The sequence below is a fragment of the Acidovorax sp. SRB_24 genome, assembly GCF_012931925.1.
On record NZ_MWOM01000091.1, the window covers coordinates 1 to 13,455 of the forward strand.

The 13,455-nt window shown below is 68.6% G+C and carries 13 protein-coding genes; 10 read left to right on the forward strand and 3 right to left on the reverse strand.

Going from position 1 to position 13,455, the window contains the following annotated elements:
* Positions 1 to 813 (forward strand): triacylglycerol lipase (locus B2J89_RS19465; protein WP_169170550.1); only part of this gene is annotated, 813 nt, incomplete at its 5' end.
* Here the strand turns inward: B2J89_RS19465 and phhA are convergent.
* The 3 genes from phhA to hppD all read right to left on the reverse strand — a co-directional run bounded on the left by phhA (position 698) and on the right by hppD (position 3,750).
* Positions 698 to 1,534 (reverse strand): phenylalanine 4-monooxygenase, encoded by an 837-nt coding sequence (gene phhA / locus B2J89_RS19470; protein ID WP_169170551.1) that lies wholly within the window; start codon positions 1,532 to 1,534, stop codon positions 698 to 700. The two genes, B2J89_RS19465 and phhA, sit on opposite strands and share 116 nt — an antisense overlap.
* A 66-nt stretch (positions 1,535 to 1,600) precedes the next feature.
* Positions 1,601 to 2,569 carry a tripartite tricarboxylate transporter substrate binding protein gene (locus B2J89_RS19475; protein WP_169170552.1) on the reverse strand — a complete coding sequence of 323 codons (969 nt, stop codon included), beginning with the start codon at positions 2,567 to 2,569 and terminating at the stop codon, positions 1,601 to 1,603.
* 47 nt (positions 2,570 to 2,616) lie between these two features.
* Positions 2,617 to 3,750, reverse strand: a complete 1,134-nt coding sequence (hppD, locus tag B2J89_RS19480; RefSeq protein WP_169170553.1) for a 4-hydroxyphenylpyruvate dioxygenase — start codon at positions 3,748 to 3,750, stop codon at positions 2,617 to 2,619.
* Between the two features lie 224 nt (positions 3,751 to 3,974).
* Between hppD and B2J89_RS19485 the strand changes: the two genes are divergently transcribed.
* The 9 genes from B2J89_RS19485 to glyS all read left to right on the forward strand — a co-directional run bounded on the left by B2J89_RS19485 (position 3,975) and on the right by glyS (position 13,323).
* On the forward strand, positions 3,975 to 4,457 hold the full coding sequence (locus B2J89_RS19485) for an Lrp/AsnC family transcriptional regulator (RefSeq protein ID WP_169170554.1): 483 nt from the start codon (positions 3,975 to 3,977) through the stop codon (positions 4,455 to 4,457).
* 130 nt (positions 4,458 to 4,587) lie between these two features.
* Positions 4,588 to 5,328 (forward strand): GNAT family N-acetyltransferase, encoded by a 741-nt coding sequence (locus tag B2J89_RS19490; protein WP_169170555.1) that lies wholly within the window; start codon positions 4,588 to 4,590, stop codon positions 5,326 to 5,328.
* Between the two features lie 95 nt (positions 5,329 to 5,423).
* Positions 5,424 to 6,305, forward strand: a complete 882-nt coding sequence (locus tag B2J89_RS19495) for a transporter associated domain-containing protein (protein ID WP_169170556.1) — start codon at positions 5,424 to 5,426, stop codon at positions 6,303 to 6,305.
* On the forward strand, positions 6,305 to 7,876 hold the full coding sequence (lnt, locus tag B2J89_RS19500) for an apolipoprotein N-acyltransferase (protein WP_169170557.1): 1,572 nt from the start codon (positions 6,305 to 6,307) through the stop codon (positions 7,874 to 7,876). Before B2J89_RS19495 ends, lnt begins: the two co-directional genes overlap by 1 nt.
* Before the next feature lie 201 nt (positions 7,877 to 8,077).
* Positions 8,078 to 8,605 carry a 3-hydroxyacyl-[acyl-carrier-protein] dehydratase FabA gene (gene fabA, locus B2J89_RS19505; RefSeq protein WP_169170558.1) on the forward strand — a complete coding sequence of 176 codons (528 nt, stop codon included), beginning with the start codon at positions 8,078 to 8,080 and terminating at the stop codon, positions 8,603 to 8,605.
* On the forward strand, positions 8,602 to 9,819 hold the full coding sequence (fabB, locus tag B2J89_RS19510; RefSeq protein ID WP_169170559.1) for a beta-ketoacyl-ACP synthase I: 1,218 nt from the start codon (positions 8,602 to 8,604) through the stop codon (positions 9,817 to 9,819). Before fabA ends, fabB begins: the two co-directional genes overlap by 4 nt.
* Positions 9,820 to 9,962: 143 nt before the next feature.
* On the forward strand, positions 9,963 to 10,916 hold the full coding sequence (gene glyQ / locus B2J89_RS19515) for a glycine--tRNA ligase subunit alpha (RefSeq protein ID WP_169170560.1): 954 nt from the start codon (positions 9,963 to 9,965) through the stop codon (positions 10,914 to 10,916).
* Positions 10,916 to 11,218: an antibiotic biosynthesis monooxygenase gene (locus B2J89_RS19520; protein ID WP_169170561.1), complete on the forward strand. Its 303-nt coding sequence runs from the start codon at positions 10,916 to 10,918 to the stop codon at positions 11,216 to 11,218. The genes glyQ and B2J89_RS19520 overlap by 1 nt, the downstream gene beginning before the upstream one ends.
* Positions 11,215 to 13,323 carry a glycine--tRNA ligase subunit beta gene (glyS, locus tag B2J89_RS19525; protein WP_169170562.1) on the forward strand — a complete coding sequence of 703 codons (2,109 nt, stop codon included), beginning with the start codon at positions 11,215 to 11,217 and terminating at the stop codon, positions 13,321 to 13,323. Before B2J89_RS19520 ends, glyS begins: the two co-directional genes overlap by 4 nt.
* The last annotated feature ends 132 nt before the right edge of the window (positions 13,324 to 13,455 follow it).

The following is a 13,455-nucleotide window of genomic DNA, read 5'->3' on the forward strand; positions in this document are numbered from 1 at the left end:
AGCCAGCCCGACTGGCTGCCGGCCCGGGCGCCGGGCGCGGCCGCGCCGCGCGGCGTGGTGCTGGTGCACGGGGTTCTGTGCAACCGCGGCATCTGGCTGCCGTGGCTGCCCGCTTTGCGCGCGCGCGGCCATGCGTTCGAGGCCGTGAACCTGGAGCCGGTGTTCGGCGCCATCGACGACTACGTGCCGCTGATCGACGCGGCCGTGCGGCGCGTGGCGCAGGCCACGGGCCGGGCGCCGCTGCTGCTGTGCCACAGCATGGGCGGCCTGGCGGTGCGCGCCTGGCTGCAGGCGGCCGGTGCCGACGCGCGCGTGCACCGCGTCGTCACGCTGGGCACGCCGCACGGCGGCACGGCGCTGGCGCGCTTTGCCTATTCGCCCAACGGCCGGCAGATGCGGGTGGGCGGCGACTGGCTGGCGCTGCTGCAGCGTGGCGAACGCGCCGAGCGCGCGGCGCTGTTCACGTGCTGGTATTCGAACTGCGACCAGATCGTCTTTCCGGCCAGCACGGCGGCGCTGCCCGGTGCCGAGCAGCGCTTCATCGCCGGCGTGGCGCACGTGCAGATGGCCTGCCATCCGCAGGTCCTGCAGGCCTGCCTGGAGGCACTGGACAGCGACCGCGCGGGGTGGCCGTTTTCAGGCCAAAAAGGCCTCCAGCGCTTGCCTGGAAAGCGCTGGCCGCTATCAAAAAAGGTGATCAGACCGCCGCCGCGCGCGCGTCGGCCGCGAACTCGGGCAGGCCGCGCAGGCGCGCGTAGAGCGGCGCGAAGTCGGCCGCCGTCAGGTCGAACAGCTGCTCGAAGCTGTCGATGACGAAGTAGGTCTGCTGGTAGCTGTCGATCTGGTAGCGCGTGCGCATGGTGCGCTCGAGCTGCAGTGGCAGGCGCTGCGGCTCGGGGCTTTGCACCGCATAGGCCAGCTCGCCCGACGAGCTCAGGATGCCCGCGCCATAGGCGCGCAGGCCGCCCGCTTCGCGGATCAGGCCGAACTCGATCGTGTACCAGTACAGGCGCGAGAGCATCTCGCAGGCGCCCAGTTCGGCCGCCTTGAGGCCGCCCTCGCCGTAGCGCTGGACGTAGTCGGCGAACACCGGGTTGAACAGCAGCGGCACATGGCCGAACAGGTCGTGGAACACGTCGGGCTCGACGATGTAGTCGAACTCGGCGGGCGTGCGGATCCAGTCCGTGACCGGGAACTTGCGGTTGGCCAGCAGCGTGAAGAACGGCACCTCGGGGATCAGCCCGGGCACCGCAACGATCTGCCAGCGCGTGGCCTGGTACAGGCGCTCGTTGATCTCTTCGAAGCGCGGGATGTGGTCCTTGATGCCGAGCGAGGGCAGGGCGGCGATGAAGGCCTCGCTCGCCCGGCCCGGCAGCAGCGCCGACTGGCGTTCGTAGAGGCGCCGGTAGGTGGCGTGGTCGGCTGCGGTGTAGGCGGCGTGGTTCTGCGCGCAGGTGTAGTCGTCGGCCGCGCGCGCATAGTCGCCGCGCGGCGGGCGGGTGGACTGGCCATAGACGACGGGGGGCTTTCCCATGGCGGACTCCTTGTCTTGCCGCGTCGTCCCCAGGCCCGCGCTGCGCGCGCTGGCCGTGGCGGGCGGCTATTCGATCTTGATCTTGGCGGCCTTGATCAGAAAGCCGTACTTGCTGTGCTCCGAGCGCACGAAGCGCGCGAAATCGTCGAGCACCATGTCCTCAGGCACGATGCCCATCTTCTTGAACTTCTCTTTGCCCGCGGGCGACTGGATGGCGGCCGAGAAGGCCGTGGCGTAGCGGCGCGCCTCCGCGTCGGGCAGGGTGGCGGGTGCAAACAGGCCGAACCAGGTCACCACGTTGAAGCCCTGCACCGCATCGTTGATGCTGGGCACGTTGGGCAGGGCCTCGTCGCGGCCCAGTGAGGTCACGCCCAGGGCCTTGAGCTTGCCGGCCTGGATGAGCGGCAGCGACGAGGCCAGGTTGTCGAATACCAGCGCCACATCGCCCGCCTGCAGCGCCTTCAGCGCGGGGCTGGAGCCCTGGAAGGGCTGGTGCGCCATGCGGGTGTTGGTCAGGGACTTGAACATTTCGGCCGAGATGTGGCCGATGCTGCCGTTGCCGCCCGAGCCGTAGCGCAGCTGGTCCGGGTGCTTCTTGAGGAATTGCACCAGGTCCGAGGTGGTGGCGATGTTCAAGGCGCGGGCCTGCTCGGCGTTCATGACCAGCACGTTGGGCGTGCGCGCCACCAGGTGGAGGGGCTTGAAGTCCTTGAGCGGGTCGTACGGAAACGCCTTGTAGAGCCACGGGTTCACCGCATGCGTGGCCACGGCGCCCATGAGCACGCGGTTGGCCGCGGCGGGCGACTTGGCGACCAGGTCGGCGCCCGTGCCACCGCCCGCGCCCGGCTTGTTCTCGACCGCGATGGGCCCGAGCTGGGCGCTGGCGCCCTCGGCCACGATGCGCGCCGAAGTGTCCAGCGGACCGCCTGCGGGGTAGGGGACCACGATGGTCAGGGGAGTGGCAGGGCTTTGTGCCTGCGCCACAGCGGCCATGCACAGCAGCACGACACCGGACAGGTAACGACGACGCAACATCAACATCCTTAGGGTGGTGGAAGCGCCGCAGTATAGAGAGCCGGGGCCTACTGGCTCAGCACGCCGCGGCGCATCTGGTCGAGCTCGATGCTCTCGAACAGCGCCTTGAAGTTGCCGTTGCCGAAGCCGTCGTCGCCCTTGCGCTGGATGAATTCGAAGAAGATCGGCCCGAGTTGGTTCTCGCTGAAGATCTGCAGCAGGACCGCGTCCTGCTTGCCGTCGATCAGGATCTTGCGCTCGCGCAGCGCGCCGAGCGGCTCGCCGTGGCCGGGAATGCGCTTTTCGACCAGTTCGTAGTAGGTGTCGGGCGTGTCGAGCAGGCGCACGCCGCTGGCGCGCAGCTGGTCCACCGTGGCGTACAGGTCGTCCGAGCCCATGGCGATGTGCTGGATGCCCTCGCCGCCGTACAGGTCCAGATACTCCTGGATCTGCCCGGCCTTTTCCTTGCCTTCCTCGTTGATCGGGATGCGGATCTTGCCGCAGGGGCTGGTCATGGCCTTGCTCTTGACGCCCGTGACCTGGCCTTCGATGTCGAAGTACTTGATCTCGCGGAAATTGAACAGGCGCTCGTAGAAATTCGCCCACTCGACCATGCGGCCGCGGTGCACGTTGTGCGTGAGGTGGTCGATGTAGGTCAGGCCGTGGCCGCGGGGGTGCAGCATCTCGTCGGTGCTGACGCCCGGCAGCGGCACGAAGTCGACGTCGAAGAAGCCGATGTTGCCGATGTCGCCGGGCTGCGCGCCGTTCTTGCCGCGCCAGCGGTCCACCAGGTAGATCAGGCTGTCGCCCACGCCCTTGATGGCGGGGATGTTGAGCTCGCCCGGGCCGGCCGAGCCGGCATAGCCCCAGGCGCCCAGGTTCAGCGCGCGCCCGTACGCGGCCTTGGCGTCGTGCACGCGGAACGCGATGGCGCAGACGCTCGGGCCGTGCAGGCGCGCAAAGCGCTGGGCAAAGCTGTCGGGCTCGGCGTTGATCAGGAAGTTGATTTCACCCTGGCGATAGAGCGTGACGTTCTTGTGCCGGTGGCGCGCCACGGGCTTGAAACCCATGGCCTCGAAACTGCGGCCCATCGCGACCGGATCGGGGGCGGCGTATTCGATGAACTCGAAACCGTCGGTGCCCATGGGGTTGTCCCAGGCCGAGGCCTCGGGCGAGGCGGTGCGGGGCAAGGCTGCATTCATGGTTGTCTCCTGTCGCAGGCGTATTGATCTGTGTCATGCCACTGTAGGAGCGCAGCGCTTCAGCTTTCCCGCGTATTGCGGGCGCGCCAGGCCCCGATTTGCAGGAATGCTGCACAGAGGCGGGCGTTTTTGCCGTATCTGGGCGATCGGTGCGGTCGTTGGCGCTGCCGGGGCGGCGCCATGGGCCCAGCGCCGCCGCCACGGCCTCCGTACACTCCTGCCCCATGGAACACCCCAACCCCCTGGACAAGCTCGACCGCGCCATCCTGCGTGCCCTGCAGCACAACGGCCGCGAAACCTACGACGTGATCGGCGCGCAGGTCGGGCTCTCGCCCAGCGCGGTGCTGCGCCGCGTCAAGCGGCTCGAAGACAGCGGCGTGATCGACCGCTATGTCGCGCTGGTCAATCCCGAAGCGGTGGGCCTGGGGCTGACCGCCTACCTCAACGTGCGGCTGGAAAAGCACACCGAGAGCCACAAGCGCAACCCCATGGACCTGTTCCGCGCCAGTGTGCAGACCTGGCCCGAAGTGGTCGAATGCGCCTCGCTCACCGGCGAGATGGACTACCTGCTGCGCGTGGTGGTGCAGGACATGGCGCACTACAGCCGTTTCATCATGGACACCCTGCTCAAGCACCCGAGCGTGCAGGACTGCAAGACCAGTTTTGTGCTCGACCGCGTCAAGGCCACGACGGCGGTGCCCGTGTAGCGCGGGGTGGGTGCGTGCGCGCTGCGCGGGCATGCCATGGACCCGACCGAAACCCCGCGGTCTGTGCTAAATTGTTGCGGTGCAGCAAAAAATGCTTGAACAACCTAGGGAAAACCCCTACATTCGACCCATGATTCTTACCAAAGACTGGTTCAGAGCATCCTGGGGCGCGGGCATCGATCTGCTGCGCCCAGTCAGCGACCGGGACACCGGCGATGCCTCGGCCCCTGCGGCTGCCAAGACCGCCCTGGTGGTGCCCATCCGCTCCCTCGGCCCCACCTACCGCGAGCGCATCGCCGCGCACCTGCTGGCCCTGGACGACTCCGACCGCTACCTGCGCTTTGGCTACGCCGCCAACAACGAACAGATCCGCCGCTATGTCGAGCAACTCGACTTCGAGCGCGACGAGATCTTCGGCATCTACAACCGCCGCCTCGAACTGATCGCCGTGGCGCACCTGGCGTTCTCCGAACACCCCGACCACAAGCACTGCGCAGAGTTTGGCGTCTCCGTGCTCAAGAGCGCGCGCGGGCGGGGCTTTGGCGCGCGCCTGTTCGAGCGCGCCGTGATGCATGCGCGCAACGAGGGCGTGAGCATGGTGTTCATCCATGCGCTGTCCGAAAACACCGCCATGCTGAAGATCGCGCGCAATGCGGGCGCGGTCGTGCACCGCGACGGCCCCGAGTCCGAGGCCTTCCTGGAGCTGCCGCCGGCCAGCCTCGACTCGCGCGTGACCGAAATCGTCGAGCAGCACCTTGCCGAGGTCGACTACCGGCTCAAGAAGCAGGCCAAGCAGTTCTGGGACTTTCTCGCCGGCGTGCAGGAAGTGCGTGCCGGCGTCCAGGCAGGGCGGCACCAGGCGGGCGAGTGAAGAGGCCCGCGGCAGGGCACCGGCCGGTGCTTTGCCACCCCGATCCAGTATCCTAGGGGCTTGTTCCACTACCGCACGTCCTGCACCCCAAGGCTGTGTCCGACCCGCACCCCGCGCGTTTTCCAGAGAAGGAAGACAAGCGCACTTTTCTCCAGAAGGTTGTCGAGTTCATCCATCCCGGACCGGATTCCAACGACGAACTGATTGAAATTCTGGCCGAGGCCGAAGAAAACCAGGTCATCAGCTCCGACTCCCGCGTGATGCTCGAACGCGTCATCCGCATGGCCGACATGACGGCCGGCGACGTCATGGTGGCCGCGCCGCGCATGGACCTCATCAACATCGATGCGCCGTTCGACGAGTTGCTGCACCTGGTGATCAACACCGCGCATTCGCGCTTCCCGGTCTACCAGGGCGAGCGCGAGAACATCATTGGCATCCTCATGGCCAAGGACCTGCTCAAGCTGCAGCGCGCCCCCGAGCTCAATATCCGCGCGCTGCTGCGCCCGGCCGTGTTCGTGCCCGAGACCAAGGGCCTCAACGACCTGCTGCGCGAGTTCCGCGGCAACCGCAACCACCTGGCCGTGGTGATCGACGAGTTTGGCCGCATTGCCGGGCTGGTGACCATCGAGGACGTGCTCGAAGAGATCGTCGGCGAGATCGAGGACGAATTCGACATCCCCGAGGACGAGGGCGACATCTTTGCGCTGGCCGACCACAGCTACCGCGTCAGCGGCGACACGCCCATCGAGCGCGTGTCCGAGGCCTTCGAGGTGCCCATCGCGGGCAGCGACGCCGACGAAGACTTCGACACCATCGGCGGCCTCATCGCGCACGAGATGGGCCATGTGCCCAAGCGCGGCGAACACCTGCAGCTGTGCGGCCTGCATTTCGTGGTGCTGCACACCAAGGGCGGCGCCGTGCGCTGGTTCAAGGTGACGGCCGCCACGCCCGATTCCGCTGCCGCGCCCGGCTGATGGCGGCGCCTGCACCGCGCTCGCTGGCGCACGCCGCGCCCTGGCATTGGGCGCTCGCGCTCGCGGCGGGCCTGGCGCAGGCGGCGTCTCTGGCCTGGCCCTGGGGCGGTGCGCCGCTGTGGTGGCTGCAACTGGCCTCGCTGGCGGCGCTGGCCTGGCTGCTGCGCCCGGGCGCTGCGCGCTGGCGCCGGGCGGCAGGGCTGGGCGGCGTGTTCGCCACCGCCTGGCTGGCCGGCACCTTCTGGTGGCTGTTCATCTCCATGCACCACTACGGCGGCCTGGCGGCGCCGCTGGCCGTAGCCGCCGTGCTCGGCTTGGCCGCGTTCCTGGGCAGCTACTACGCCCTGGTTTCAGGGCTTTTCAGTGCTCTGGCGCCCATCCATAGAGCGCTTGCAGCTATTGTTTTCGGAGCATTCTGGCTGCTGGCCGAGCTTGCGCGTGGCCTCTGGTGGACCGGCTTCCCCTGGGGCGCGGGCGGCTATGCCCACGTGCAGGGGCCGCTGGCGGCCCTGGCGCGCAGCGTGGGCGTGTACGGCATCGGCTTCGTGGCGGCGGCGCTGGCCATGCTGCTGGCGCAGGCGCGCCGCAGCGACTGGCGCAACCCGCGCGCCTGGGCGCTCGCGGCCGCCGTGCTGGCCCTGCTGGGCGCGCTGGCCTGGCAGCGCCACCGCGCCATCGAACGGCCCGACGGGCCGCCCGCACCGCCGCTGACGCTGGCACTGCTGCAAGGCAACATCCCGCAGGACGAAAAATTCCTGCCCGGCAGTGGCGTGCCGCTGGCACTGCAGTGGTACGCCGACCAGTTGCACAGCGCCCGGGCCGAGCTGGTGGTGGCCCCGGAAACCGCGATTCCGTTGCTGCCACAGCAACTGCCGCCGGGCTACCTGGACGCCATCGCGCAGCGCTACACCCAGGGCGCGCAGGCCGCGCTGCTGGGCATTCCGCTGGGCGACATGGCGCTCGGCTACACCAACTCGGTGCTGGGCTGGCGGCCGGGGCAGGACGCGCCGTACCGCTACGACAAGCAGCACCTGGTGCCGTTTGGTGAGTTCATTCCGCCGTTCTTTCGCTGGTTCACCGAGCTGATGCACATTCCGCTGGGCGACTTCAACCGCGGGGCGCTGGTGCAGCCGCCGCTGGCCTGGCGCGGCGAGCGCATCGCGCCCACCATCTGCTACGAGGATTTGTTCGGCGAGGAGCTGGGCGCGCGCTTTGCCGATCCGGCCAGCGCGCCCACCCTGTTCATCAACCTCAGCAACATCGGCTGGTTTGGCGATTCGGTCGCCATCGACCAGCACCTGGCCATCAGCCGCATGCGCGCGCTCGAATTCGAGCGCCCCATGGTGCGCGCCACCAACACCGGCGCCACGGCCATCATCGACCACCGGGGCGCGGTCGCGCAGCAGCTGCCGCGCGCCACGCGCGGCGTGCTCACGGGGCAGGTGCAGGGGCGCAGCGGCCCGGTCACGCCCTACGCCGCCTGGGTGTCGCGCTGGGGCCTGTGGCCATTGTGGTTTTTCGGGGCGGCGGTGCTGCTGGCCGCGGGGCTGGCCCGCCGCCGGCGCCGCTGAAGGGCAGATCCAAAGGGCGCGCCGGGGCCGCGCCGCTTGATCCATGTCATGGCGCGGACGCATGTCCCCGGTGCCATGGGGGCAGCGCCCACCGGGCGGTGGACCCACTGCCTTGATAATGTGCGGCTGTGATCGCTTGCGCCCGGCGCAGGCAATGAAAAATTGAGGTGGCTCTGCCGCCGTTCTGGAGTAAGACTGAAAATGGCAGATTCCTTTTCCTACGACCAATTGATCGCCTCGGGCGAGGGCAAATTGTTCCAGCCCGACAGCGGGCGTCTGCCGCTGCCGCCCATGCTGATGTTCGACCGCATCACGCACATCGACGCCGAGGGCGGCGCCCACGGCCTGGGCAAGATCCGTGCCGAGCTCGACGTCAAGCCCGATCTGTGGTTCTTTGCCTGCCACTTCCAGGGTGACCCGGTGATGCCGGGCTGCCTGGGGCTGGACGCGATGTGGCAGCTCATCGGCTTCTACCTGACCTGGCTGCAGCTGCCGGGCCGCGGCCGTGCCCTGGGTGCGGGTGAGGTCAAATTCACCGGCGAAGTGGGGCCGGAGGCCAAGCTCGTAACCTACGAGATCGACATCAAGCGCGTCATCAAGCGCAAGCTCGTGATGGCCATTGGCGACGCCCGCCTGCTCGTCGACGGCAAGGAAATTTACGTAGCCAACGACCTGCGCGTGGGTCTGTTCAAGAAAGAAGAGGCGCCGGCCTCGGGAGCTGCAGCATGAAACGGGTAGTCATCACCGGCACGGGCATCGTCTCGTGCATTGGCAACGACAACGCCACCGTCACCCAGTCCCTGCGCGAGGGCCGCTCGGGCATCCGCGCCATGCCGCAGTTCACCGAGCTGGGCATGCGCAGCCAGGTGGCCGGCGTGCCCCAGATCAACCTCGAAGAGCGCATCGACCGCAAGCAGCTGCGCTTCATGGGCGACGCGGCGGCCTATGCGCACATCGCGCTGGCTGACGCCATCGCCGCCTCGGGCTTGGCGCCCGAGCAGGTGTCGCACCCGCGCACCGGCCTCATCATGGGCTCGGGCGGCGGCTCGCCGGCCAACCAGATCGAGGCGGCCGACATCCTGCGCAGCAAGGGCATCCGCCGCGTTGGGCCCTACCAGGTCACGCGCTGCATGAGCTCCACGGTCTCGGCTTGCTTGTCGACCAACTTCGGCATCAAGGGCATCAACTACTCCATCACCTCGGCGTGCAGCACCTCGGCGCACTGCATCGGCGCGGCCGCCCAGCAGATCGCCTGGGGCATGCAGGACGTGGTGTTCGCCGGCGGCGGCGAAGAAGTCACCTGGGGCATGGGCCTGCTGTTCGACGCGATGGGTGCCATGTCGAGCGCCTACAACGCCACGCCCGAGAAGGCGTCGCGCGCCTACGACGCGAACCGCGACGGCTTCGTGCTCTCGGGCGGCGGCGGCGCGGTGGTGCTCGAGAGCCTGGACCACGCCCTGGCGCGCGGCGCGACCATCCTCGGCGAAGTGGTCGGCTTTGGCGCCACCTCCGACGGTGCCGACATGGTCGCCCCCTCGGGCGACGGCGCCATCGCCTGCATGCGCCAGGCCATCGCCACCGTGAGCGAACCGATCGACTACATCAACACCCACGGAACCTCGACGCCCGTGGGCGACGTGCCCGAGCTGCGCGCCATCAAGGCCGTGTTTGGCGACGCGATTCCGCGCTTTTCGTCGACCAAGTCGCTGACCGGCCACTCGCTGGGCGCCACGGGCGTGCAAGAGGCGATCTACTGCCTGCTGATGCTGCAGCAGGGCTTCATCGCCGGCTCGGCGAACATCGAGACGCTCGAGCCCGCGGCCGAGGGCATGCCCCTGGTGCGCCAGACGGTCGATGCGCCGATTCGCACCGCGCTGTCCAACAGCTTCGGCTTTGGCGGCACCAACGCCAGCCTGGTGCTGCGCCGCTGGGACGGCGCCTGAGCCGGCAGACCCCTGCGGCCCGTCCTTCCTGCGGGGTGGACGGGCCGTTTTCTTTGGGGCCGTAAAATCCCGCCCTTGTGCGCCCCCGGGGCGCACCCCGGACAAGACCCTCTTTCGCGCGGTTTGCGCCGCGCAGCACCCACATGTTGACCTTCCAGCAAATCATCCTCAAGCTCCAGTCCTATTGGGACGCCCAGGGCTGCGCGCTTTTGCAGCCCTACGACATGGAAGTGGGCGCCGGCACGTCGCACACCGCTACATTTTTAAGAGCATTGGGGCCGGAGCCCTGGAAGGCCGCCTATGTGCAGCCCAGCCGCCGCCCGAAAGACGGCCGCTACGGCGAGAACCCCAACCGCCTGCAGCACTACTACCAGTACCAGGTGGTGCTCAAGCCCGCGCCCGACAACATCCTCGAGCTGTACCTGGGCTCGCTCGAAGCGCTGGGCTTTGACCTGAAGAAGAACGACATCCGCTTCGTCGAGGACGACTGGGAGAACCCCACGCTCGGCGCCTGGGGCCTGGGCTGGGAGGTCTGGCTCAACGGCATGGAGGTGACGCAGTTCACCTACTTCCAGCAGGTCGGCGGCATCGACTGCAAGCCTGCCACGGGCGAGATCACCTACGGCCTGGAGCGCTTGGCCATGTACCTGCAGGGCGTGGACAACGTCTACAACCTGACCTGGACCGAGCGCGCCGACGGCAGCACGCTCACCTATGGCGACGTGTACAAGCAGAACGAGGTCGAACAGTCGACCTACAACTTCGAGCATGCCGATGCCGACTTCCTGTTCACTGCTTTTGGCGCGCACGAAAAGCAGGCCCAGCACCTGATGGGCGAGCAGCTGGCGCTGCCGGCCTACGAGCAGGTCCTGAAGGCCGCGCACAGCTTCAACCTGCTCGATGCGCGCGGGGCGATTTCCGTGACCGAGCGCGCCGCCTACATCGGCCGCATCCGCAACCTGGCGCGCGCCGTGGCCAAGAGCTACCTCGACAGCCGCGCGCGCCTGGGCTTTCCCATGGCGCCCCGGCAGCACGCCGACGAGGTGCTGGCCGAACTGGCCAAGGCCGCAGAGCAACAGAGCAAGAAGGCCGCCTGATGGTCCTTGAAGTCGCCACGCTGCAGGTCCGACAGGGCCAGGCGGATGCGTTCGAGCGCGCGTTCGCTCAGGCACAGTCCCTCATTGCCGGCATGGCCGGTTACCAGGGCCATGAGCTGCAGCGCTGCATCGAGGACGACCACCAGTATGTGCTGCTGGTGCGCTGGAACACGCTGCAAGACCACACCGTGGGCTTTCGCCAGTCTGCCCAGTACCAGGAGTGGCGCGCCCTGCTGCACCATTTTTACGATCCCTTTCCCACGGTGCTGCACTACACCGTCTGCGAGCCCAAGCCACTATGACCACCCAAAACCTTCTCGTCGAACTGTTTGTCGAAGAACTGCCCCCGAAGGCCCTGCAAAAACTGGGCGACGCCTTTGCCGGCGTCCTGCTCGAACAGCTGGCCGCCCAAGGCCTGGCCTCGGGCGCGTCGCAGCTGACGGCCTATGCCTCGCCGCGCCGCCTCGCCGCCCATATCACCGCCGTGGCGCACCAGGCGGCGGACAAGGCTGTGTCGCAAAAACTCATGCCCGTGGCCGTGGGCCTGGACGCCGCAGGCCACGCGACGCCCGCCCTGCTCAAAAAGCTGGCCGCCCTGGGCGCCGACGCGTCGGCCGTGGCAGCCCTCAAGCGTGTGCACGACGGCAAGGCCGAGGTGCTGTACTTCGAGAGCACGGCGCGCGGCGCGCTGCTGGCCGACGGCCTGCAAAAGGCACTCGACGAAGCGCTGGCCCGGCTGCCGATCCCCAAGGTCATGCGCTACCAGCTGCAGGACGGCTGGAGCAGCGTGCAGTTCGTGCGCCCGGCCCATGGCCTGGTGGCGCTGCACGGCAGCGAGGTGCTGGTCGGTGTGAAGGCCCTGGGCCTGACGGCTGGCAATGCCACGCGCGGCCACCGCTTCGAAGCCGCCGTGGACCCGGTCGTGCTGCGCGACGCCGACAGCTATGCCCCGCAGCTGCGGGAGCAGGGCGCCGTGGTTGCCAGCTTCGCCGAGCGCCGCGCCGAGATCGCGCGCCAGCTGCAGGCTGCGGCGCAGCAGGTCGGCGGCGGCGTGCGTCCCATCGACGACGCAGCCCTGCTCGACGAAGTGTCGGCCCTGGTCGAGCGTCCCAATGTGCTGGTCTGCGCCTTCGAGAAGGAATTCCTGGCCGTGCCGCAGGAATGCCTGATCCTGACCATGAAGGCCAACCAGAAGTATTTCCCGCTGCTGGACGCCGAAGGCAAGCTGACCCACCAGTTCCTCGTGGTCAGCAACATCAGCCCGCAGGACGCGAGCGCCGTCGTCGGCGGCAACGAGCGCGTGGTGCGCCCGCGCCTGGCCGACGCCAAGTTCTTCTTCGACCAGGACCGCAAGAAAACGCTGGCTTCGCGCGTCGATCAGCTGTCCAAGGTGGTCTACCACAACAAGCTCGGCACGCAGGGCGAGCGCGTGGAGCGCGTGCGCGCCATCGCCAAGGCGATCGCCCAGCAACTGGGCGATGCCGCGCTGGTGGCCCAGGCCGACCAGGCCGCGCTTCTGGCCAAGACCGACCTCGTGACCGACATGGTCGGCGAGTTCCCCGAGCTGCAGGGCACCATGGGCCGCTACTACGCGCTCAACGACGGCCTGGGCGAGGTGGTGGCCGACGCCATCGAAGACCACTACAAACCGCGCTTTGCAGGCGACGCGCTGCCGCGCAACACCGCAGGCGTGGTGGTGGCGCTGGCCGACAAGCTCGAAACCCTGGTCGGCATGTTCGGCATCGGCAACCTGCCCACGGGCGACCGCGATCCGTTCGCGCTGCGCCGCCACGCGCTGGGCGTGGTACGCATGCTGGTCGAGAAAGACCTGCCGCTCGACCTGCATGCGCTGCTGGCCGGCGCTGTGCCGGCCTTTGGCGACAAGGTCGAGGACGCGTCCGCGCTGCTCGCCGACTTCATCTACGACCGTCTCGCCGGCAGCCTGCGCGAGCAGGGCTACAGCGCGCAGGAGGTCGATGCCGTGCTGGCCCTGCGCCCGCAGCGGCTGGCGCAGGTGCCGCAGTTCCTGTCGGCCGTGCGCGCCTTCGCTGCGCTGCCCGAGAGCCCGGCCCTGGCCGCGGCGAACAAGCGCGTGGGCAACATCCTCAAGAAGGCCGGCGAGGTCGACGCCCACGTCAACCCTGGCCTGCTGCAGGAGCCGGCCGAGCAGGACCTGTACGCCGCGCTGCAGCGCTTCGTGCCCGAGGCCAATGCGCAGTTCGACGCGGGCGACTACCGCCGCAGCCTGCAGACCCTGGCCGTGCTGCGCGCGCCGGTCGATGCGTTCTTTGACAACGTGATGGTCAACGCCGAGGAGCTCGACCTGCGATTGAACCGCCAGGGCCTGCTCAAGACCCTGCACGATGCGATGAACCGCGTGGCCGACCTCTCGCGCCTGGCCGCCTGAGCGCCCGCCATGGCCGAGGCCACGCCCGTCACGACCGCCGCGCCGGCCGCGCAGCGCACCGCCTGGCTGCTGTTTGCGCCGCCGGCCGCGCTGGTCGGGCTGCGCTGGCTGCTGGCGTGGCAGGCCGAGCGC

What these genes read in the sequence shown, in the direction of transcription:
- phhA (WP_169170551.1), bottom strand. Translation starts at nt 1,534, where the DNA reads ATGGGAAAGCCCCCCGTCGTCTATGGCCAGTCCACCCGCCCGCCGCGC.
- B2J89_RS19475 (WP_169170552.1), bottom strand. Translation starts at nt 2,569, where the DNA reads ATGTTGCGTCGTCGTTACCTGTCCGGTGTCGTGCTGCTGTGCATGGCC.
- hppD (WP_169170553.1), bottom strand. Translation starts at nt 3,750, where the DNA reads ATGAATGCAGCCTTGCCCCGCACCGCCTCGCCCGAGGCCTCGGCCTGG.
- B2J89_RS19485 (WP_169170554.1), top strand. Translation starts at nt 3,975, where the DNA reads ATGGAACACCCCAACCCCCTGGACAAGCTCGACCGCGCCATCCTGCGT.
- B2J89_RS19490 (WP_169170555.1), top strand. Translation starts at nt 4,588, where the DNA reads ATGATTCTTACCAAAGACTGGTTCAGAGCATCCTGGGGCGCGGGCATC.
- lnt (WP_169170557.1), top strand. Translation starts at nt 6,305, where the DNA reads ATGGCGGCGCCTGCACCGCGCTCGCTGGCGCACGCCGCGCCCTGGCAT.
- fabA (WP_169170558.1), top strand. Translation starts at nt 8,078, where the DNA reads ATGGCAGATTCCTTTTCCTACGACCAATTGATCGCCTCGGGCGAGGGC.
- fabB (WP_169170559.1), top strand. Translation starts at nt 8,602, where the DNA reads ATGAAACGGGTAGTCATCACCGGCACGGGCATCGTCTCGTGCATTGGC.
- glyQ (WP_169170560.1), top strand. Translation starts at nt 9,963, where the DNA reads ATGTTGACCTTCCAGCAAATCATCCTCAAGCTCCAGTCCTATTGGGAC.
- B2J89_RS19520 (WP_169170561.1), top strand. Translation starts at nt 10,916, where the DNA reads ATGGTCCTTGAAGTCGCCACGCTGCAGGTCCGACAGGGCCAGGCGGAT.
- glyS (WP_169170562.1), top strand. Translation starts at nt 11,215, where the DNA reads ATGACCACCCAAAACCTTCTCGTCGAACTGTTTGTCGAAGAACTGCCC.